Source organism: Chitinophagales bacterium, assembly GCA_020636495.1.
Lineage (GTDB): Bacteria > Bacteroidota > Bacteroidia > Chitinophagales > Chitinophagaceae > UBA5543.
This window is the reverse complement of record JACJXQ010000008.1, coordinates 3,234,101-3,255,473: the sequence shown is the minus strand read 5'-3', so window position 1 is coordinate 3,255,473 and position 21,373 is coordinate 3,234,101. Positions and strand designations below refer to the sequence as shown.

Here is a 21,373-nt window from a genome sequence, read left to right as displayed (position 1 = left end):
GTTGTTGTAATGCAGTGGTCATAATGTTGTATTGCGGGGTTGATAATACCGCATAAAGATACACAAATGAGAAAAATGGGTGATTTCACCCTTGTGTAGCAATATGAGCAGTAATAACTTTAGACATTAATAACCTGAAAACGTATACCTTATGTGGGAAGATGAAGAAGACACAAGAGAATATGTAGTAGTGATCAACTATGAAGAACAATACTCTATATGGCCGGCAGACCGTGAGATGCCGTTGGGCTGGGAGGCTGTGGGTAAACGCGGTACCAAACAGGAGTGCCTCGACTATATAAAAGAGGTATGGACCGATATGCGCCCGCTATCGCTACGCAAGAAAATGGAAGAAATGGAAGCAGAAGAACGCCGCCGCAGGGAAGAAGGCAAGTAGGGGGCGAACAAAGTCTCTTTTTGACCCGGCAATACACTACTTGCAATTATTCTTCCGGTGTAAAGCCAGGTAATGCTGTGCCTAATGCTCTGAGTATGTTGCGATAAACCTCGTGCTGACAGAGTCCATAAAGGCTCCGTTAAATACCTGTGCATCGCAAATGGTCACTTCTATATGTTCATTATCTATCTGCCTGACATATAACTTTGATCCTGACTCTGCTTCGTATCCTCCAAACAAGATGGTCACAAGGTTGGTACCATTGGTATTTTCAAATATCTTGTACACTCCGTTGGTCGGTTTCTGGCTGAACTCAAAATATATGCTTTTGGTATTGGTAGACATGTCTATTCGCCAGTTAGATGAGAAATAGTATTTGGCTTTGCTGTATAACGGCTCGTACTTTGTTCTTTGCGGATGGCTGTAAATAACTGTATCTAACGGGGGCGTGCATGGAATAAATGTTGTCGGTATACTGATACTGTCTAACGATACATCACCTCCGGCAGCGTACCCGTTCTCATTAGCGGCCCATGCCCTGAAATAGTATTTATGCAAGCCGTCCAGGTTTTTGTACACATAGCGGAACGTATTGCCGTACAAGGTATCTATGGATTGCTGGTTGCTCAAGAGGTCGGGGTTGGGGATGGTGTCCATGCAAAAGCCTGCCAGCACAATATCGGTATAGCCAGTAGCAACTATTTCGCCCGTAACTTGTACTGAGCCGTCTGACAATATTTCTGCGCCCGTTGTCTTGACTACGGGATGATAGTCTTTAGCATCGGGTTTCTTTTTGCAGGAGTTGAATATTACCAGGATAGCGGCAGTGATCAGGAGTATTTGGTTCTTCATTCTTCGTCTGATTTGATAAAGTAGTTTATACCTATTCCGTATGTGTTATGAGCATAACTGTTCGACCAGTCTGATGCAACTATAGCATTGTGCATAGCCTGCATATATACCTGGAAATGGCTGTTGATCTTATAGGCAGCCTGGACATTGCCTCTTAGTCCACCGATGTCGGGGTTCACAATGCCGTCGGTCTCAATTATCATAGATTCAATATAGCGGTCATATTTCATTTTTGCGCTGCCTATCATAATGCCTATGCCCGCATACAGGGCCAGTCCTTTTTTATTGATGATCCTGATACTCTGATCAATGAAAATGCAGTTCATCCTGAGCTTCTGGTACACAGCATAGCCCGGCAGCAGTGTATTAACACCACTTATTTCTGATTTTACACCATATACAAAGAAGGTATCCAATGCCGGGGATAATGTAGTGTGAAAGAATCCGACACGGCTTTGCATAAGGCCGTCCCACTCGTTCTGTACATAATATATCTCGTATGCAGTCCCTTTTTTGTGGGTGGGTACTATGTCTCCGCCCGGACTTAACAATGAACCCTTGATACCAAACTGTGCTATTGCGCTAAATGAGGTCAGGGTAAGGAGTAGCATGGTGGTTATAAGTATTTTCTTCATAATAGTGTTTTAAGTGAAGATAAATGTAAACAAAATTTATTCAGTTTAACAATTTTTTGCCCTGTTGAGGTGGGCTTGGAGATACATGCTATGGTATAGATATTGCATAAATATCATCTGACTGGTCGGAAAATTCGTACATGAAAATATACTTTTGTTTCCCTTTTCCTTTATAAGTAATATTTACTACTAACATTACATATTTTCTGTCATCCCTGATCTGAAAGGCAGTTAATGCGAATTTTTCAACTTGACCCAGAGAAAAATAATCATTGAACATCTGATCAACTTGTTCATTGCCTTCCTGTTCCAGTATTTGTTTATTGATGTAACTTTTTGCCTTTTTAAAATCCCCATCCTGGATCGCTTTGCAAAATAATTTGCATGCGTTGTATTTGTTTACAACCAATTCAATGTCCTTGTAGCTATAGTCATATGAATTTTCGACTCCATGCTGTTTTATGTCTATAAGTATTGAATCGCAATCATTGGATGAAAAATCACTTATTGCCAGAACTGAAACGATACTCGCATAAAGTTCATATGAGAAAAAAGTAGACTTTTGCTCTATTGCTTCATCTATCAGTCGTGAGTCTTCAATTTCTATTTTAACTGATCTATTCTCTTTCAGAATATTGATATGGTCCGTTTTTAGTAACTCTTTCAGGGCGGAATAAATATTGCTTGCCTGGTTGTGACTGTCTTGAGGCGCCCCACATGAATAGCATAGGAATATAAGTATCAATAAAATGGGTCGCACTGTTTTTTCTCAAAGTTAATTTAAAATTATGAGTATTAGTACGTTCTATATAGTCAGGGGGCTATGCCGAACTGGGCAAGACAGGTTAAAATATATTGGCTATTTTGTGTGTATATCTGAGCTTTCTTTACGATATTAATCAAAATAAACCCAATGAAAAACATTAAGTCAACAATAAAATTCAAGGCTGGTATTATTTTATTAGTGTCCATTTTGTTGTTTGTTTCTTGTGGCATAGAGTGTATTGTAAGAAAAACCGGACTGAACAAAGTCAGTTTAAGTATCGATGATTCTAAGGATAAGGGCGTGTTTGTTTGCGAATTACGTCCAAACAAGACGTCGTTTATTCTTGATAGTTCTAACAGTTTTGATCTTGATAAAGTTTGGATGGAGCATATATGGACTTACGACTGTGTAAACGGATTTGCCGAGCTAAAGGTCAAAGAATATACCCAATTGGTTTTTAGTATTAAGAACGAGATCGGGGATTTTGATCGGTGTGATTATTTGTTTGAGAAGGCCGATCTATCGCGGGGAGTTCCTTTGTGTTCAAGGCCATCTATGAGCCATGATACGGCAAGTGCTATTACCTTGTTTCTTAGTCATAGGATGGGATTTGAGGATCCAAGGATAATAATTGATACAGTGATTTTTACACCCCTAAGATCATATTAAACCTTCCGTTAGGCGTAGTCCCCCGACCACGTCTAACGGTGGCAAATCCCCCCGGTCTGCGAAACACTATTTACAATTACATTGCACAAAACCTGCTGTATCTATATAGCGCATACCGCACCGGTAATACTGCCATGGATTGGGTTTCTTTTTGGGGTTGCTTACGTAAAAGTATTGTGCATAGCGGTTGTGCATGGCGGTGTCTGTTCCTATGTTCTGCCACAGGCTGCCCAGCGTTGCGGCGTCTATGCTGTTGATGTGGTAGGTTTTGCCGTAGTTGTATTCTTCTGCCCAGTTATTATTGCCGCGGTGTTCTATGCCTTTAAAGCGGTAGGTCACGCTGTTCAGCATCAGCATTTTGGCAGGGTCCCACGTCACCTCAACAAAGGCGGGGTTATTGCCGAATATCGGGCTGACGGCCGGGGTAATATGTACGAACGATGTGATGTCGTCGCCATCAGCTACCAGCCTGAACTCATCCATATGCGTATGTCCGGCGAAGTTGCCTTGTATCACGTCGCGGTATTTGTTCACCAATGCTATGAAAGCGGTATTGTATTTTTCATGCCACATGGTTATCACGCCGCAAGGCCCCGCCTGTGTCGATTTATAAACATCTATCCCCGGTGGTATATGGTACGATAGCCACACGTGTTGCCCTTTGGCTTTGCAGTCGGCCAGTTGTTGTTCCAGCCAGGCCATTTCTGCTGTTGCCGGGTTGGCGGTATCGGTAGGGTTGCAGACATTAGAATACCACTCGTAGAAGAAGATGGTATTCAAACCTATGAAGGCCTGCGTGCTGTCCCATGGCATGGTCACTTTATAGTAGCCCCCTTTTTTGAAAGTGGTCATAAAATCCGTTTGCTGCATATTGCGCAGCATCGGTGCGCTTTGCCCTGCGTAGAACGAAAGGAAAGGTCCGTCGGGCTGTATATGATAGTCGCCGCAATAGTCATCGTTATTCCCCAGCACGGGCAAAACCGGCACCCCGGGGAAATATTTGTCAATCATCATAAACACGAACGATATGGTCTTGCGCACAAACGACTCATAAGCCTCAGCCGTTGTTTCTCCCGAACGTGAATAGAAGTTCCCGTTAAAGTGGTGCGACAGCAGGTCGCCATTGATGATGATCATATCCGGCTTGCTGTTTTGCGCCTGCATGGCCTCCAGTCCGCTAACAAACAGTCGGTAATAAGTGTCCGAATCATAATATCCGTACGAGGTATCTGTAACACCTGAAAATATAGTTGGCCAGTCGGTATAGTCGGCCTTCACTAGTTGGGGTAATATCTTGCTGTCGCAATAGGGGTTAAAGTGTATGTCCGATATCATCAGGAATTTACCTGTTGCCCCGGTATGTTTGCCTGTTGTATCATCAGCAGGGCCGTTGTTGTTATCTGAACAGCCTGTGCAACCCTGCCCGGCAAAGGCCAATATCATTACAGCGAAAAGGATATAACGTTTCATGGCTTAAATATATGGCTATTGCTTGTGATGTAATAGCGTGTTTTCACCCAGTTTTGCAGGCATAACAATTTGTTATTGATAGCAAAAATACGTATATTCGTATGCGTTGATTTGTAGCAAACATGATGTTCTTTGACATGTCATTATCACCATTTAGCAATATAAACTATGTAATGATCCGGGTAGTTTTTTATTTTCCGTGATTCCGGGAAACAAAAGGAAACAAAACAGGACAAATCACATTTCCTCCCCTTCAGGGAAGGTCAGGAGGGGTCTAATTCCTCCCACAGCTTCACCACTTCCACAGCCTCCAGCACATCATGCACGCGCAGGATGTTGGCACCCTGTTGCAGGGCTACCATATGCAGGGCGGTGGTTCCGTTCAGTGCTTCTTCGGGAGTGGTGCCCAGTGTGCGCCATATCATCCCCTTGCGGGAAATGCCGGCCAGTATGGGCCTGCTCAGTGCACGCAGGTCGCTCATATGTTTCAGCAGGCTGAAGTTGTGCTCCTTGGTCTTCCCAAACCCGAAACCCGGGTCAATGATAATATCCATAATACCAGCGGCCGTACATTCTTGAATTTTATGTTGCAGGTAATCGTGTACGTCTTTTACCACATCGGTGTATTGTGGGTTTTGTTGCATGGTTTGTGGTGTACCCTGCATATGCATGGCTATATAAGGCACTTTCAGCCGGGCAACTGTGGCCAGCATGTCAGCATCCAGCTCGCCGCCGCTTACATCGTTGATGATAGCGGCTCCTGCCTGCACTGCCTGCTCAGCCGTAGCGGCATTGTAGGTGTCTACGCTGAGCCATGCTTCCGGGAATCGTTTACTGATAGCCTCAATAGCGGGGATAACACGTTGCAGTTCTTCATCAGCACTTATCAGCTCAGCCCCCGGACGGGTAGATGCTCCGCCAATGTCCAGGATGACGGCACCTTCGCGCAGCATCTTTTCTGCATTGGCCAGCAGGCTGTCTGTATCACTGTCCTGCCCCTTGTTGTAAAAGCTGTCGGGTGTGGCATTCAATATGCCCATCACCACGGGTTTTTCAAGGTTCAGCTGGCGTCCTTTGCTCTGAATCATTGTTTGTACGAGTAAAACTGTATTTTTGAGACTCATCGGCTATTAAATATTAAAATGCAGGATACGTTAAGCAGCGAAAAGACCATGCCTAATACTACAGAACAATACCAGGGCATTGTAGCACAATGTAAAGACTTATTTGTAAAAAAAGCCAGCGACTACGGCACTTCATGGCGTGTTTTACGCCCCATATCTATTGTAGACCAGATATATATCAAGGCGTGGCGCATCAGGCAGATACAGGAGAAAGGGCAGCAGAAGATAGAGGACAGCATACATTCTGAATTCATAGGTATTGTCAACTATGGTATTATTGCCCTCATCCAGTCAGACCTGAAAGGTGATGATAATATTGATATGGCCGCTGCCGAAGCCAAAGAGTGGTATGAGAAAAAATCGGGCGAGGTAGAAGCCCTGATGATGCAGAAGAACCACGACTATGGCGAGGCATGGCGCGATATGTCGCAGGCGTCATTTGTCGACCTGATACTGGTGAAGCTCCTGCGCATTAAACAGATACTGGCCAACGACGGGCAAACCATCGTATCTGAAGGTATGGATGCCAACTTTGCCGATATTGTCAACTACGGCATATTCGCCCTGATAAAAATGAGCGAGGAGAAAGCTTAACATTTTTTTACCTATCGCTGTTATTATATTCACTGTCATTAAATCGCAAACGCAGGACCTTTTATGAAATACGTACTCTGGATCATTCGCATAGTTGTAGGTGTATTATTCATCTTTTCAGGATTGATAAAGGCCAACGACCCCATGGGGCTGAGCTATAAAATGAATGAATTCTTCGAGGTGTGGCATATGTACTGGATGATGCCGTTCTCACTTACCTTATCTGTACTCATGATAGGTTTCGAGATAATAGCGGGTGTTGCCGTATTGTTGGGTTATGCATACAGGGTATTCTCATTCCTGCTGTTGCTGCTCATTACGTTCTTTACCTTCCTTACGGCCTATGTGTTGTTCTCAGGCAAAATAAAAGAGTGCGGTTGTTTCGGTGACTGTATCAAGATATCTAATACAGAGACCTTCTGGAAAGACGTTGTATTGCTGGTGCTGGGCATCGTGTTGTTTATTTACCGCGACCGTATCAAGCCACTGCTGGGTGGTTATACCGGCACTTCGCTGATGATCCTGACCGTGTTCTTCGCGTTCGGTTTTCAATGGTACAGGCTGGAGCACCTGCCGGCCTGGGATTGCCTGCCGTTCAAAGTAGGGGTGAACATGATAGAGGACAGGCAGATACCCGAAGGCGCTATTCCTGACCAGTATAAGAACATTATGATATATGAAAAAGACGGGGTGAAGAAGGAATTTACTATGGAGAACTATCCATGGCAGGACACCAACTGGAAATTTGTGGACAGGATAGACAAGCTGGTGAAAAAAGGTAATGCAGAGCCGAAGATCAAAGATTATATTATTACCGACTATGACGGTAATGAGTATACCAGCCAGATATTAGGAACACCTGGCTATACTTTCCTGCTGTATGTGCGTGATACTAAAAATGCTCGTATGGATAACCTGGATAAGTTAAAGGAACTGATCAGTGCCTGCAAAGCACAGGGTGTACCTTTTTATATCCTCTGTTCTGACAATAAAGAAGAGGGTTATGCTTTTGTAGATAAATACGGCCTGAACCAGGCAGAACTGCTGGTGCTGGATCGTACCGTAAGTAAAACGGCCCTGCGTACAGACCCGGGCCTGATGCTCATAGAGCAGGGTGTTATCAAAGGCAAATGGAGCTACCGCGATTATCCATCCCCGGATATCATCAAGCACTAAGAAAGTGTATCTTTAAAGGTGCTCCGGTTTTTAGCAAAACGTATCAGGTATAGCCTGCTGGTATTGTGGGGGGTGGTCACATTGGTATTCTTTTTATTCAATGTGCTGCCCGGCGACCCTGCACGTCTTGTTATGGGACAACGTGCAGACAAAGCCTCGATAGAGAATGCCCGCCGCGATATGAACCTGGATAAGCCTCTGTTCACACGTTACGGCCTGTACCTCAATGATATTTCCCCTATAGGATGGCACGAAAAAGCAGAGCAGGAAAAATATCATTTCATTCAACTCATTCCTGCCGGGGAACACTGCCTGGTATTGAAATGGCCATATCTGGGCCGTTCATACAGCAGCAAAAAGGAAGTTACTACCACGCTTGGTGAGGCATTGCCCGGCACGTTAATATTGGCACTGACTGCCATGTTGCTGGCAACGGTCGCGGGTGTTTTCCTGGGAATTATTGCAGCCCTGAAAAAAGGTACCTGGATGGATACTGCCTCTATAGCTGCCAGTGTAGCGGGTATATCTATGCCATCATTCTTTGCGGGGTTGGTTATCGCCTATGTATTAGGATACTTACTGCATGCTGTTACCGGGCTGAATATGACGGGCAGCCTTTGGGAATATGATGCATTTACAGGAAGGCAACTGGCTGTGCAAAACCTTATTCTTCCCGCTATTGCTTTGGGTATCAGGCCAATGGCCATTATTACCCAGCTAACACGCAGTGCTATGCTCGATGTGCTTTCGCAGGACTATATACGTACCGCTTATGCAAAAGGGCTGAATACAGGACAGGTAGTATGGCGACATGCACTGCCCAACGCTCTCAACCCCGTGGTGACAGCCGTAACTGGCTGGCTGGCAGAATTGCTGGCAGGTTCATTCTTTATTGAATATATATTCGGCTGGAAGGGTATAGGCAAAATAACCGTAGAGGCATTGGATAAATTCGATTTCCCGGTAGTGATGGGCTCTGTACTGCTTACTGCCGGTCTGTTTATTATCATCAACCTGCTGACAGATATGCTGTATGCCAGGATAGATCCAAGGGTAAGGTTATAGTGGCATACTACTATAATATAACCCCAATATTACCAAAAGGTTAACTTTGGATTACCATATTGTTAAGTAATGACCGTCAGCATACATTTGCACGCAAATTAATATCTGATGCGTATTAAGCGGTATTTACTGATATTGGCAGTAGCCATTTTCCCTGAAGAAGTGGAAGCTCAACGTTTTCTGATGGACCTTGTAGATACGACAACAGATATGGGACGTGGCGTTTTTGCTATGTATCAGAACTATAATGCCCTAAGGATAAGTGGCTATATGCAGCCCCAGTTCCAGGTTGCCGAAGGTAGCGGTATTGAGAGTTATGCAGGCGGTGATTTCCCCAAGAATGTAGACAGCAGGTTTATGTTGCGTCGGGGGCGTATCAGGTTGGATTACGCACATTATAATAAAGATCATCAGTCATCTACTAACTTTGTATTCCAGTTTGACGGAACAGAGCGCGGAGTCAATATCCGCGATTTCTGGGGACGGTTCTATGAGAATAAATGGCAGTATTTTGCCATAACTACAGGTATGTTTGCTCGTCCGTTCAGTTATGAAGTGAACCTGTCCTCATCAAACAGGGAAACTCCTGAGAGGGGTAGGATGTCACAGATACTTATGAAGACGGAACGGGATATGGGCGTCATGTTGACCTTTTCGCCGCGGAAAGAGAAAGCAAGGTTAAAATGGTTGAAAGCAGATGTAGGGGTTTTTAACGGACAAGGGCTTGCCGGACCTGCAGAATATGACAGCAGAAAGGATATTATCGGACGGATATCTATGAAGCCGCAAACGATAAAGCCATTGGGTGTGGTTGTATCTGCAGCATTCTCTACGTTACAGGGTGGTGTTATTAATCAATCGCCAATGTACTATACGATGAAACAGCAGAATAGTATGTATGTCCCGTACACAGATTCTGTTAATAGCAACATTGGTAAAGTAGCACCACGCAGGTATTATGGCGGAGATGTTCAGGTGAAGATACCCAATCGCAAAGGCGCAACAGAATTCAGGGCTGAGTATATAACAGGTTTGCAATCAGCAACATCAGGCACTTCACAAACTCCTGGCTCGTATCCTACTGATAAATTGAATAATAACTTACCTTTATATGTTCGTCCGTTTAATGGGGCCTATTTTTACTTTCTCCAGCACTTGGGTACAGAAAAGGCACAACTTGTTTTGAAATACGACTGGTACGACCCGAATACTACAGTAAGTGGAAATGAGATAGATAAATCAAAAGGATTTTCAGCAGCAGATATACGCTATGATACTTTTGGTTTCGGCGGGGTGTATTACGCAAATCCTCACATGAAATTTTTTGTGTGGTATGATATTGTTACAAATGAAACAACCGTATTGAACGGATATACAAAAGATATAAAAGATAACGTACTGACTGTAAGGGTACAGTACAGCTTTTAGATGTGAGTATATAAATGACTACGGTTAATTAATTATTAAGTTTTAATAACAATTTTTAATGGCAGCACAAGTAAGATACTTTTGCGGCGTGTTTGCAACGATAAACAATTAAATATGGGATTCGGTTCTTTTGTTAAGATTTTTATGCCTAAAGACAAGGTTTTCTACAACCTTTTTGAGGAGGTGGCTAATAACCTCAAAGAAATGTCAGGCATTTTTACGAAGGCTATCAATGAAAAGGATATCAGGGTAAGGGCAGGTATGCTGAAAGACCTGGAGGAGTGGGAGCATAAGAACGACGAGATCACACACAAGATATTCATCGAGCTGGGCAGCAATTTCATCACACCATTTGACAGGGAAGACATACACTACCTGGCAACAGCATTGGATGATATTGCGGATTATACCTGGGGAGCTGCCAAGCGTATGATGAACTACAATATCGAGGAGATAGATGATACAACAAGGGAGTTTGCAGAGATCATCGGTAAAGCCATCAACGCTCTGCATAAGGGTATATTGGAATTGCGCAATATGCGCGACCTGCGGTCTATCACAGAAGCTTGTGTAACTATTAACAGCCTTGAGAATGAAGGCGACGACCTGCTGGACAGGGGCATGAGCGCTTTATTCTCATCCAATAATCCACCTGTAGAGATCATTAAAAAGAAAGACCTCTACCAGATGTTGGAGATAGTGACGGATAAGTGTGAAGACGCAGCCAACGTAATCGAATCAATTATTATCAAATACGCTTAGTATAAAAGTATAGCCGAACCATTGTTATGACAGTATTCCTGATAATAATAATAGCATTAGCACTGATATTCGATTTTATCAATGGGTTCCACGATGCGGCCAACTCAATAGCTACAGTAGTTTCAACAAAAGTACTGACCCCATTCCAGGCTGTGGTATGGGCTGCTTTTTTCAACTTTGTTGCCTTTTTTATTTTTAAAGACCATGGCGTTGCAGATACTATTGCCAAAACGGTAAAAGCTGATTTTATCACCTTGCCCGTTATTATATCAGGCCTGGTTGCTGCCATATTCTGGAACCTGCTGACATGGTGGTACGGTATTCCATCCAGCTCGTCACATACTTTGATAGGTGGTTTTGCAGGTGCAGCGATAGCACACGCCGGCTTCAACTCTATCAACCCTGAACCTGTTATCAAAACCGTGAGCTTTATTGTGTTGGCACCTCTGGTAGGTATGATCATGGCGTTCATTATATCCTTATGGTTTATTAATGCCTTCCGAAAAAGCATCTTACCCAAGTTGGTGTCAATAGGAGTGATCATCACGATGATATTCGTTCTGTCAAACGTACTCACTACTAATACATACGAATTGATGGGATTGAAAGCGGATAAAGAAAAAGTGGTGGACCATGGCGTAGCAATAAAAGATGTTGGACATAAATCTCCGGCTAACCTCATAAAAATAAAGAAAGGTGATGTCATTACTGCTATTGGCGATATTCCGGTAAATAACCCTAAGAAACTCGGCAATGCATTTGATAATTATCATAATGGGGAGCAAATAACGGTTCATGTTATCCGAAATAATGAAGAAGTGACCCTGCAATCAACTTTCGATACCGGCTATAGTAGCCGGATGTGGTGGGTCATGTTCTACGGGCATAACTTCAAATGGATACTCATGGCATTTGTATTATTTGTTATGAGTGTTTTTACACTGTTCCTCAGCAGCCTGAACGTGGCCAGCTCACAACGGTGGTTCAAGAGAATGCAGTTGGTGTCTTCTGCTATCTTCAGTATAGGCCATGGTGGTAACGATGCACAGAAAGTTATGGGTATTATTACTGCCGCATTAATAGCAGGCGGTACTATTGAATCGTTTGACCAGATGCCTGTTTGGGTGCCATTAGCTTGCTACACAGCCATATCTCTGGGCACGCTCAGCGGCGGTTGGAAGATCATCAAGACCATGGGTACACGTATCACTAAAGTAACACCGTTTGAAGGGGTTGCCGCTGAGACCGCTGGTGCCATAACACTATTCCTGACAGAGAATCTGAAGATACCTGTAAGTACCACTCACACCATTACCGGCGCTATTATCGGGGTAGGTGCCACCAAACGTTTATCTGCTGTTCGTTGGGGCGTAACTATCAACCTGCTTTGGGCCTGGATACTGACCATACCTGTAAGCGGACTCATGGCTGCAATAATATATTTCATATTCAATCTTTTTCTATAACCGATTAACAGACATTTAATTAATATGAAGCACCGTTATACGGTGCTTTTTTTGTACTTTTGATGTTGCTTTTTTCAAAACAGTAGTCCCTTAATGTCATTACCACCACTATTAAGACACATATATAATCACGGAACAGAAGAAGTAATACGCAGAGGTAAGAAGATATTCTTTACCTCGGGTGTACAGATGCTGGATGTGGACCACCTGCTGGAGCAGGTGCGTTTCAGGGTGCGTAATGATGTATACCAGAACTACTATACGGTTACCATTAATAAATACATGGAGACCGATCACCTCTCCGTCAGATGCCAGTGCCCATACAATCTGGGCGAGATATGCCGGCATGAAGTAGCTGCGCTGTTTCAACTCAATGACCTGTTGCAAAGTGGTTTCTTTGAGAATACCGATATCAAATATGACCAGAAGCATACCGTAATACGTATGCGCCAGGTAAACATGCAGATGATACGCGTATTTACCGGCAGTGAGATAATGGAACATGCGCAGGAGATGGCCAATAAAACCGCTGCGATCATCACCGAGAAAAAAAGTGATAGCGTAGAAGCAGAGGTGCCGGATGGCGACCATACATATAAAGTCATAATCAGGCGTAACGAAGAAAAATACTTTGATACTTCCTGTGGTTGCGATGAAAAGGACTACCCGGTGTGCCTGCACAAGGCCACATTGCTGCTACAGATACTAAAAGCATATGGTCACCAGTATTTCCAGTCGATGCAGGATTGGGATATACAGAAGAACAAACTGTTGAGTTTATATGGATATAGCCTTGACGATGACCTGGCCGGTAAATTTGAGTTTACTTATGAGAATGGTAAGCCTTTTCTCAGGGTATTGGATAAGAGTATCAAAAAAATATCAGCACCATCTACAGAACCTAAAGTAGTGGCACAGCAAAAACAAGAGCCTGTATTAGCAGAGATGGAGGCGCCCGAGAAACCCGCACAGGCACGTCTGGGCATTGTGCTGGATACAAGTGCTAATTGGTATCCGTTTGTGAATGTAGCCCTGGTGAGTGGTGTAACCGATGAAGAAAGTGAGAACAAGGGGTTTATTAATGGTATTGAAGTACTGGAATTGCAGCAATATATCAATGCGCACAAATACAGGCATGATGAACGTGAGCTGATTCCTGCCACCAGGAAGTTTCATCCTATAGAGGTAATGAAATACCTGAAAAAGAACCTGCCCTTCGGCGACCTGTATGACGACTATCACCAGGTGCTGAAAGATGTACCTAACGAGGAAGTAAAAGAACAGGTATGGGAGTACCTGTTGCCTAAATATCAGAAGCTACTGGACCGTTATTCCGGTCATCACCTTTGTTTTATCAATCGTGGTGCGGGTGGATTGTCTTCTAAAACAATAGAAGCGATAGAGTTTACCGGCAAAAAGATACACCCGCAGTTGAGTGTTGTAAAGAAAAACGATAATTATGAAGTGGAGTTATCGTGGAATGTGGAGGATACATACATTCCCTTTAACGAGGTGAAGCTGCTGAACAATGCATTGGCAGAACATGATTTCAGGATATATGCACTCTCCAGCCAGGCAGAGGTGGCGCTTATGGATGATTTCATGCCGGATGGCAGGATCACTGTAGCTGCAGATGAGTGGAATAATTTCTTGTCGGAGAAACTGATGAAGTGGAGCCAACTGGTGCATGTGGTGTTTGACGAGGAGATAATAGAAAGGCTGGATAAAGTAAAACCGGAGTACAGGCTGTATCTGCGTGAACGAGAACAAATGCTGGTATTGAAACCCGCCTTTGTGTACGCAGGTGTGGAAATAGAATGGGGGTTCTTTGGCGATGTGATAGAGCCGAAAGATGGTATCGTAAAAGTGATACAGCGCAACGAGGACGACGAGCAGAACTTTATTCATATGCTGCGTAACCTGCATACGGATATGCAGCAGAATATGAGAGAAAACTTCTTTTATATCATTGCTACATCAGTACTGGCACAAAACTGGTTCTTCCGTTTTGTAGAAGAAATGAAGGATTGGAACGTGGAGTTGTTTGGTTTTGAACAGCTGAAGAACCTGCGCATCAATACCAATAAACCAAAAACACGCATTACAGTAGGCAGCGGCATAGACTGGTTCGATACGACAGTAGAGCTCGTTTTTGGCGATCAGGCAGTAGGTATCACAGATGTGAAACGCGCCATTAAACAAAAACAGAATTTCATCAAGCTGGGTGATGGCTCAATAGGGTTATTGCCTGAAGAGTGGTTGCAGAAATATGCGCTCCTTATAAAAATGGGTGAGGAGAAGGGGGGCAAATTAAGGTTGAAGAAATTCCACTTCAGTGTGCTGGACGAGATGCTGGAAGACCTGGACGAAGATGCCATGGTAGAAGAGCTGGAGCAGAAGAAAGAAAAGTTGTCGCACATTATTGATAATAACTTCAGTGATATGAAACCGCCGGCATCGCTGAAGGCATCACTGAGACCCTACCAGTTGGCTGGTTTCCAATGGCTGGTGTTTCTCAACGAAGCAGGCTGGGGCGGTATTTTGGCAGATGATATGGGTCTTGGTAAAACCGTGCAGGCTTTGGCTTTCTTTTTACACTACAAGGAGAAACATGCAGGGGCTAAGTTCCTGGTCGTTTGTCCTACCACGCTGATATACAACTGGGAGAAAGAGATACAAAAATTTACACCGAATATTACTTACAAGATACACCACGGACCCAAGCGCACGCTTAACCCTGAGGAGTTTGTTGATTTTGATATCATTATTACTACCTACGGTACTATGCGTAGTGATATCAGGATGCTGAAAGAAATGCCTTTTGATTATGCACTGCTGGATGAATCGCAGTCTATCAAAAATCCGCAATCGCAGGTGGCCAAGGCCTCTTTGTTACTGAACACAAAAAACAGGTTGGCACTCAGCGGTACACCCGTGCAGAATAACACATTTGACCTTTACGCACAGCTCAACTTCCTGAACCCCGGTATACTGGGTAGCAGGGAGTTTTTCATGAACGAGTTTGCTACACCTATAGATAAATTCCAGGAACGCGAGATAGTAGACCAATTGAAGAAACTGACCTACCCATTCCTGTTGCGCCGCACTAAAGAACAGGTGGCCAAAGACCTGCCTGAAAAAACAGAGACACTGTTGTATTGCGAAATGGAGAAAGAGCAACGCAAAGTGTACGAACATTTCAGGAGTGCCTACCAGTCGCAGATACTGGGTATGATAGAACAGCAAGGTATGCAGAAGTCGCAGATGCACATATTACAGGGCCTTACCAAGCTACGCCAGATTTGCGATTCGCCGGCAATACTTAATGAAGATGAACGGTATGAGAACCACTCCGTGAAACTGGATGAGTTGTCAAGAGAGATAACGGAAAACACCGGTAACCACAAGGTGCTGATATTCTCGCAGTTCCTGGGTATGTTAGGGCTGATCAGGCAGAAGCTGGAAAAAGAAAAAATACCATATGCCTACTTTGATGGTAGCACAGGCGCTACGGAAAGAGAGCGGGAGATACAACGTTTCCAGAACGATGAGTCTTGCAGGGTGTTCCTCATATCGCTAAAGGCCGGTGGTATAGGTCTTAACCTTACCGCGGCAGATTATGTGTATATAGTAGACCCATGGTGGAATCCCGCGGTAGAACAGCAAGCCATTGACCGTACGCACCGTATAGGGCAGACAAAAAATATTTTTGCCTACAGGTTGATCTGTAAAGACACTATTGAAGAAAAAATGTTGATACTACAGGAGCGCAAGCGTGCTCTTGCCAGCGACCTGGTGTCTGAAGATAATGCCATGCTTAAGAAACTAACACAGGAAGATATTGCATTCCTGTTCAGCTAACAGTTATTTTATTAACCTGATATATATCGGCAAATGGTCGCTGTAGCCATTGACCCAGTTATATCCTTTGAAAGAACGTAATGGGTAAGCGTCTTCAAATTTTGTATTCCTGATAAAATCTGCATCGAATATTTTTGCTGACTCCATATGCAGGCCTTTATTTCCGCTTAATGAACGTGAAATAATTATCTGGTCAAAATGATCCCATTGTTTTTGATATACGGAGGTGCCTTTGCCTGATTGAAAGCCTGATAGCCACGGGTTATTCAGCTTTCCTTTAGAGCTTGCCCCCAATACCTGTGCAATGCTGTTGTTGTCCGGGTTGTCATTCATATCTCCCATGATAATGATATTGCTTTGACTATTTCTGCCCAGCAATGAGTCAACCACTTTTTTATTCACTTTTGCCACGGCAATACGTTTGGGCTCTGATTCCCGAACGCCTTCCCTTCTTGAGGGCCAGTGATTGACCAATATGTGTATTGTGTCGTCTTGCAATACACCACATACATACAGTACGTCACGAGTGTGCAGGCCTTTCATTTTTACAGGTATCGTGTACGATCTTACCAGGCTGAAGATATCGGTATCGTACAGTAGGGCTACGTCAATACCCCTGGGGTCTTGGCTGTTGAACCATGCGTATTTGTAATGACGTTTTTGCAACTCGGGTTGCTGAATGAGCTCATTCAGCACAGTGCTGTTCTCTACTTCTGCCAGCCCTATTATAGCAGCATCCAGTTTACCTATTACTGTGGCTATATTGTGTATCTTCTGTTTATATACCTTCTCAGTATAACGGTATGCTCCCTTGGGGGTAAATTCGTCATCATTGGTTGCAGGGTCATCTACAGTATCAAAAAGGTTCTCAACATTATAGAATGCAACTGTATAAGATTTTTTATTGTCCTTTGCCTCGCAACTGCCCAATACGAATATGAGTAGCAGCAGCGGTAAGTTTATTTTGTTTCTCATGTAGAAAGTACCCTTATCATGTCCAGCATATCATCGCTTACAATAGCGTTTTGTTTCACTACCTCTTCAAACGGCGTGAAAACCACCTGTCCGTTGATGATGCCCGCCATCATTTGTGTTTTGCCTTCTATCAATGCATTTACAGATGCATAGCCCAGTCTGCTGGCAAGTATCCTGTCGGCGCATGTGGGACTGCCGCCACGTTGTATATGCCCGAGTATGGTAGCGCGTACATCTTTGTTCGGGAAACGCTCAAGCACTTTTCTCTTCACATCTTCAGCACCGCCAAAGTCGTCACCTTCAGCCACTACCAGTATATGCACTGTTTTTTTTCTGCGTTCGTCATGGTCTATTCTGTTCAGTACATCTTCTATATTGGTAATGGTCTCCGGTATCAGTATATCCTCAGCTCCGCAGGCAATACCACTGTGCAAAGCAATATACCCGGCATCTCGCCCCATCACCTCTACTATAAACAGACGGTCGTGTGCCTCGGCGGTATCTCTTATTTTGTCTATCGCATCTACTGCGGTATTAACAGCTGTATCAAAACCAATGGTAAAGTCAGTTCCGGCCAGGTCTTTGTCAATGGTACCCGGCATGCCTATTGCGGGAATAGTGTACTTTTTGAAAAAGTTCACAGCACCCCTGAATGTACCATCGCCGCCTATCATTACCAATGCTTCAATGCCGTGTTGCTGTAATTGTTCATATGCCTTTTGCATGCCTGCATCGGTCATGAACTCTTTGCTACGTGCAGTCTTCAGTATCGTACCTCCACGTTGAATAATGTCTGACACATCAGTTGTCTGCATGTGGAAGATATCTCCCTCTATCATGCCCTGGTATCCTCGGTAAATACCGTACACCTCAATATTATTATAGATGGCTGTTCGTACGGCTGCACGGACGGCTGCGTTCATGCCCGGGCTATCACCTCCCGATGTCATGATGCCTATTTTACTGATCTTGTTACCCATATCTTTCCAGCTGTTGCCGAAAGTTACTGAAAAGTAAGTTCTTTCGCTTTATAGAATGGGCAATATGTTAGCTATCACGCAGATTGGTTAAGACTAAACCAATTGCCTGAATTATCCTTGAAACTGGCTGAAACGCCTGAAGGCGTTTCCATAGGCGGAGCCTTAAATATTACACCTTTCCTTTTTAGTTCCTCATAAGTGGCATAAATATCCTTGCATTCGAAAACGCACCATCCAAGTGTACCATTTGATACCATTTGATTGATTTCTTCCGCCATTTCACGTGTATAGAATGGTCCTTCTGATGCTTTCATTAAAACGATCTCTAAATCCTTATTGGCAGGTGGTGATACTGTAACCCATTTCTTATCCGGGCCCAGGGGTATATTTGCTTTCAATTCAAAACCTAATATTTCGGTGTAAAACGTTACAGACTCATCCTGGTCTGAGACATAAATGAACGTATGTGTTAATTTGCTGATCATATGGTTATGTTTTCAACAAACTTAGCATCGAAAGTAAAAACGGTCTTGTCAAAAATTGCTTTTTTATATTTTGCTATATCAACTGAAAGCACCCCGGAACCCCGCTGAGTGGTTTTATTTTGAGTATTTGTTCATTCGCTCTTATGATCCTGCGATACTCAGTTGGAGATACTGTGGTCATTTTCTTGAAAAGATGAGAAAAGGACGCCGGGCTATCAAATCCGGTATGTAGACATATTTCTGAGACGGATTTATTTGTTCTTTTCAATTCAAGTTTTGCATGTCCGATACGCTTATTGATGATATATTGATGAGGAGAACTTCCGTAGACTTTTTTGAATAGACGTAAGAAATGAAATTTTGAGAAACTTGCTTTCAGCGCTATACTATTTATATCTATCGTATCGATAAAGTTATCATCGATGAAGAGCTTTGCATCTACGATCCGTTTGTATTGATATGTTTTTAAGTGGGTAAATTTATTACGCATACGTAGCTATTATGATGTCTACAAGCAAGTAAATTTACATATTTCATATTCTATTTGTCTAATAAATAAAAATGCCGCCTATCAGGCGGCATTTTTATTTATTAGACCGGGTAAGTATTACTTACCGTCTTCTTTTACTTCTTCAAACTCTACGTCCGAAACATCATCAGCGCCACCTGCATTTCCTTCAGGCTGGGGTTGTCCCTGCTGGCCTGCACCCTGATCGTTGTACATGTGCTGGCTGGCAGCCTGCCATGCATTGTTCAGCTCTTCCATTGCCTTGTCAATGTTGTCCATATCTTCAGCTTTGTGTGCTTCTTTCAGCTTGGCTACAGCCGCTTCGATAGTAGATTTCTGATCGGCAGGCAGTTTGTCGCCATACTCTTTCAGTTGTTTTTCTGACTGGAATACCAGGCCGTCTGCCATGTTCATTTTCTCAACGCGCTCGCGTACTTTCTTGTCCGCTTCTTCGTTTGCTTTGGCCTCGTTCTTCATTTTTTCTATCTCTTCTTTGCTCAGACCGCTACCTGCTTCGATGCGTATGTTCTGTTGTTTGCCGGTGCCTTTATCTTTCGCACTTACATTCAATATACCGTTCGCATCAATGTCGAAGGTTACTTCAACCTGGGGTACGCCGCGTGGTGCCGGTGGTATGCCGTCCAGTATGAAGCGTCCCAGCGATTTGTTGTCTTTCGACATCGGGCGTTCACCTTGCAGAACGTTGATCTCAACACTTGGCTGATTATCAGCAGCGGTAGAGAATGTTTCGCTCTTCTTGGTAGGTATGGTTGTGTTGGCCTCTATCAGTTTGGTCATCACGCCACCCATAGTTTCGATACCCAGAGAAAGCGGTGTAACGTCCAGCAGCAGTACGTCTTTTACATCACCTGTCAGTACACCACCCTGTATCGCGGCACCTATTGCTACTACTTCGTCAGGGTTTACGCTCTTGTTCGGCTTTTTGCCAAAGAATTTTTCTACTACTTCCTGTATTTTAGGGATACGTGTAGAACCACCTACCAGTATCACTTCGTCAATGTCAGAAGGATTCATGCCGGCATCTTTCAATGCTTTCTGGCATGGCTCCAGTGTACGCTGTACCAGGCTGTCTGCCAGCGACTCGAATTTAGAGCGGCTCAGTTTGCGTACCAGGTGTTTAGGCACCCCGTCAACAGCTGTAATATATGGCAGGTTGATCTCTGTTTCCTGAGAAGAAGACAGCTCTATCTTGGCTTTTTCAGCACTTTCTTTCAGGCGCTGCCATGCCATAGGGTCTTTGCGCAGGTCTATAGCTTCGTCAGCCTTAAACTCGTCTGCCAGCCAGTCCATGATCACTTTATCAAAGTCATCACCCCCCAGGTGCGTATCACCGTTGGTTGATTTTACTTCGAATATACCATCGCCCAGTTCGAGTACTGATACGTCAAACGTACCGCCACCCAGGTCGAATACAACTATCTTGCTGTCTTTATGTTGTTTGTCCAGTCCGTAAGCCAGCGCCGCAGCTGTAGGCTCGTTGATAATACGGCGTACTGTCAGTCCTGCTATCTCACCGGCTTCTTTGGTAGCCTGGCGCTGAGCATCGTTAAAGTAGGCAGGTACGGTTACTACCGCTTCGGTTACATCCTGTCCCAGGAACTCTTCGGCTGTTTTCTTCATCTTTTGCAGGATCATTGCCGATATTTCCTGCGGGGTGTACATGCGGCCATCAATATCCACACGAGGGGTGTTGTTGTCACCTTTCACCACTTTATAAGCTGAGTGTTCCATTTCATCGCCTATTTCATTGTACATACGTCCCATGAAACGCTTGATGGACATGATGGTGTTGTGCGGGTTGGTAATGGCCTGGCGCTTAGCGGGGTCGCCCACTTTACGCTCTCCGTTCTTTAAAAAAGCTACTACCGAAGGGGTAGTACGGCGGCCTTCGTCATTTGCTATAACTACCGGCTCATTTCCTTCCATTACTGCAACGCATGAGTTGGTTGTACCCAGATCTATTCCAATAATTTTTCCCATAATATATTTTCCTTGTTGTTGTAATTAGTAATTCAGCTTTCGCTGTACTGTCTATATGTCAATACACATGCCATTTGCCAATCTTCGGTAATAATGTCAGCCATACTGTCAATCTGAAACAAAAATGCCCTAATGTTGGTACATTAAGGCATTATGAAT

General features: G+C 43.9%; 19 protein-coding genes. 9 read left to right on the top strand and 10 right to left on the bottom strand.

The genetic code is table 11. The features are described from left to right. Positions 1-151: 151 nt before the first annotated feature. Positions 152-397, top strand: coding sequence for an MbtH family protein (locus H6550_14595; GenBank protein ID MCB9047360.1), 246 nt, complete (start codon positions 152-154; stop codon positions 395-397). 81 nt (positions 398-478) lie between these two features. Here H6550_14595 and H6550_14590 read toward each other — a convergent pair whose 3' ends face one another. From H6550_14590 to H6550_14580, 3 genes are all read right to left on the bottom strand, one after another. Then, positions 479-1,249, bottom strand: coding sequence for a hypothetical protein (locus H6550_14590; protein MCB9047359.1), 771 nt, complete (start codon positions 1,247-1,249; stop codon positions 479-481). After that, positions 1,246-1,884, bottom strand: a complete 639-nt coding sequence (locus H6550_14585; GenBank protein ID MCB9047358.1) for a hypothetical protein — start codon at positions 1,882-1,884, stop codon at positions 1,246-1,248. The genes H6550_14590 and H6550_14585 overlap by 4 nt, the downstream gene beginning before the upstream one ends. An 88-nt stretch (positions 1,885-1,972) precedes the next feature. Further along, the gene (locus H6550_14580; GenBank protein MCB9047357.1) at positions 1,973-2,629 is read right to left on the bottom strand and encodes a hypothetical protein; all 657 of its coding nucleotides are present in this window, start codon (positions 2,627-2,629) and stop codon (positions 1,973-1,975) included. A gap of 168 nt (positions 2,630-2,797) precedes the next feature. Between H6550_14580 and H6550_14575 the strand changes: the two genes are divergently transcribed. Next, positions 2,798-3,319 (top strand): hypothetical protein, encoded by a 522-nt coding sequence (locus H6550_14575; GenBank protein ID MCB9047356.1) that lies wholly within the window; start codon positions 2,798-2,800, stop codon positions 3,317-3,319. 66 nt (positions 3,320-3,385) lie between these two features. Here H6550_14575 and H6550_14570 read toward each other — a convergent pair whose 3' ends face one another. Further along, complete coding sequence (locus H6550_14570; protein ID MCB9047355.1) at positions 3,386-4,789, bottom strand: metallophosphoesterase; 1,404 nt, start codon at positions 4,787-4,789, stop codon at positions 3,386-3,388. A gap of 263 nt (positions 4,790-5,052) precedes the next feature. After that, on the bottom strand, positions 5,053-5,877 hold the full coding sequence (gene folP / locus H6550_14565) for a dihydropteroate synthase (GenBank protein MCB9047354.1): 825 nt from the start codon (positions 5,875-5,877) through the stop codon (positions 5,053-5,055). Positions 5,878-5,961: 84 nt separating this feature from the next. Here folP and H6550_14560 point away from each other — a divergent pair, with 84 nt between their 5' ends. From H6550_14560 to H6550_14530, 7 genes are all read left to right on the top strand, one after another. Then, a complete protein-coding gene (locus H6550_14560) occupies positions 5,962-6,507 on the top strand; it encodes a DUF1599 domain-containing protein (GenBank protein ID MCB9047353.1) in 546 nt (181 codons plus the stop codon). A 63-nt stretch (positions 6,508-6,570) separates the two neighbouring features. Further along, complete coding sequence (locus H6550_14555; protein MCB9047352.1) at positions 6,571-7,683, top strand: DoxX family protein; 1,113 nt, start codon at positions 6,571-6,573, stop codon at positions 7,681-7,683. 18 nt (positions 7,684-7,701) lie between these two features. Further along, positions 7,702-8,748, top strand: coding sequence for an ABC transporter permease (locus tag H6550_14550; protein ID MCB9047351.1), 1,047 nt, complete (start codon positions 7,702-7,704; stop codon positions 8,746-8,748). Between the two features lie 183 nt (positions 8,749-8,931). Then, positions 8,932-10,176 (top strand): porin, encoded by a 1,245-nt coding sequence (locus H6550_14545; GenBank protein MCB9047350.1) that lies wholly within the window; start codon positions 8,932-8,934, stop codon positions 10,174-10,176. Between the two features lie 114 nt (positions 10,177-10,290). Further along, a complete protein-coding gene (locus tag H6550_14540) occupies positions 10,291-10,938 on the top strand; it encodes a DUF47 domain-containing protein (protein MCB9047349.1) in 648 nt (215 codons plus the stop codon). Positions 10,939-10,964: 26 nt separating this feature from the next. Continuing rightward, entirely contained in the window at positions 10,965-12,404 is a 1,440-nt protein-coding gene (locus H6550_14535) for an inorganic phosphate transporter (GenBank protein ID MCB9047348.1), read from the top strand. Positions 12,405-12,497: 93 nt separating this feature from the next. Next, the gene (locus tag H6550_14530; GenBank protein ID MCB9047347.1) at positions 12,498-16,265 is read left to right on the top strand and encodes an SNF2 helicase associated domain-containing protein; all 3,768 of its coding nucleotides are present in this window, start codon (positions 12,498-12,500) and stop codon (positions 16,263-16,265) included. Between the two features lie 3 nt (positions 16,266-16,268). Here the strand turns inward: H6550_14530 and H6550_14525 are convergent, their stop codons facing one another. From H6550_14525 to dnaK, 5 genes are all read right to left on the bottom strand, one after another. Next, positions 16,269-17,240, bottom strand: coding sequence for an endonuclease (locus H6550_14525; protein ID MCB9047346.1), 972 nt, complete (start codon positions 17,238-17,240; stop codon positions 16,269-16,271). Continuing rightward, positions 17,237-18,208, bottom strand: coding sequence for a 6-phosphofructokinase (gene pfkA / locus H6550_14520; GenBank protein MCB9047345.1), 972 nt, complete (start codon positions 18,206-18,208; stop codon positions 17,237-17,239). The genes H6550_14525 and pfkA overlap by 4 nt, the downstream gene beginning before the upstream one ends. A gap of 86 nt (positions 18,209-18,294) precedes the next feature. After that, entirely contained in the window at positions 18,295-18,705 is a 411-nt protein-coding gene (locus H6550_14515; protein ID MCB9047344.1) for a VOC family protein, read from the bottom strand. A 73-nt stretch (positions 18,706-18,778) separates the two neighbouring features. Next, entirely contained in the window at positions 18,779-19,195 is a 417-nt protein-coding gene (locus H6550_14510) for a helix-turn-helix transcriptional regulator (GenBank protein MCB9047343.1), read from the bottom strand. A 117-nt stretch (positions 19,196-19,312) separates the two neighbouring features. After that, the gene (gene dnaK, locus H6550_14505) at positions 19,313-21,214 is read right to left on the bottom strand and encodes a molecular chaperone DnaK (protein ID MCB9047342.1); all 1,902 of its coding nucleotides are present in this window, start codon (positions 21,212-21,214) and stop codon (positions 19,313-19,315) included. Between the last annotated feature and the right edge of the window lie 159 nt (positions 21,215-21,373).

Excerpts from the sequence above, each read along its gene's own strand:
- H6550_14585 (MCB9047358.1), bottom strand. The coding sequence starts at position 1,884 with ATGAAGAAAATACTTATAACCACCATGCTACTCCTTACCCTGACCTCA.
- H6550_14575 (MCB9047356.1), top strand. The coding sequence starts at position 2,798 with ATGAAAAACATTAAGTCAACAATAAAATTCAAGGCTGGTATTATTTTA.
- folP (MCB9047354.1), bottom strand. The coding sequence starts at position 5,877 with ATGATTCAGAGCAAAGGACGCCAGCTGAACCTTGAAAAACCCGTGGTG.
- H6550_14540 (MCB9047349.1), top strand. The coding sequence starts at position 10,291 with ATGGGATTCGGTTCTTTTGTTAAGATTTTTATGCCTAAAGACAAGGTT.
- dnaK (MCB9047342.1), bottom strand. The coding sequence starts at position 21,214 with ATGGGAAAAATTATTGGAATAGATCTGGGTACAACCAACTCATGCGTT.
- H6550_14535 (MCB9047348.1), top strand. The coding sequence starts at position 10,965 with ATGACAGTATTCCTGATAATAATAATAGCATTAGCACTGATATTCGAT.
- H6550_14555 (MCB9047352.1), top strand. The coding sequence starts at position 6,571 with ATGAAATACGTACTCTGGATCATTCGCATAGTTGTAGGTGTATTATTC.
- H6550_14570 (MCB9047355.1), bottom strand. The coding sequence starts at position 4,789 with ATGAAACGTTATATCCTTTTCGCTGTAATGATATTGGCCTTTGCCGGG.
- H6550_14595 (MCB9047360.1), top strand. The coding sequence starts at position 152 with ATGTGGGAAGATGAAGAAGACACAAGAGAATATGTAGTAGTGATCAAC.
- H6550_14590 (MCB9047359.1), bottom strand. The coding sequence starts at position 1,249 with ATGAAGAACCAAATACTCCTGATCACTGCCGCTATCCTGGTAATATTC.
- H6550_14545 (MCB9047350.1), top strand. The coding sequence starts at position 8,932 with ATGGACCTTGTAGATACGACAACAGATATGGGACGTGGCGTTTTTGCT.
- H6550_14510 (MCB9047343.1), bottom strand. The coding sequence starts at position 19,195 with ATGCGTAATAAATTTACCCACTTAAAAACATATCAATACAAACGGATC.
- H6550_14515 (MCB9047344.1), bottom strand. The coding sequence starts at position 18,705 with ATGATCAGCAAATTAACACATACGTTCATTTATGTCTCAGACCAGGAT.
- H6550_14525 (MCB9047346.1), bottom strand. The coding sequence starts at position 17,240 with ATGAGAAACAAAATAAACTTACCGCTGCTGCTACTCATATTCGTATTG.
- H6550_14560 (MCB9047353.1), top strand. The coding sequence starts at position 5,962 with ATGCCTAATACTACAGAACAATACCAGGGCATTGTAGCACAATGTAAA.
- H6550_14530 (MCB9047347.1), top strand. The coding sequence starts at position 12,498 with ATGTCATTACCACCACTATTAAGACACATATATAATCACGGAACAGAA.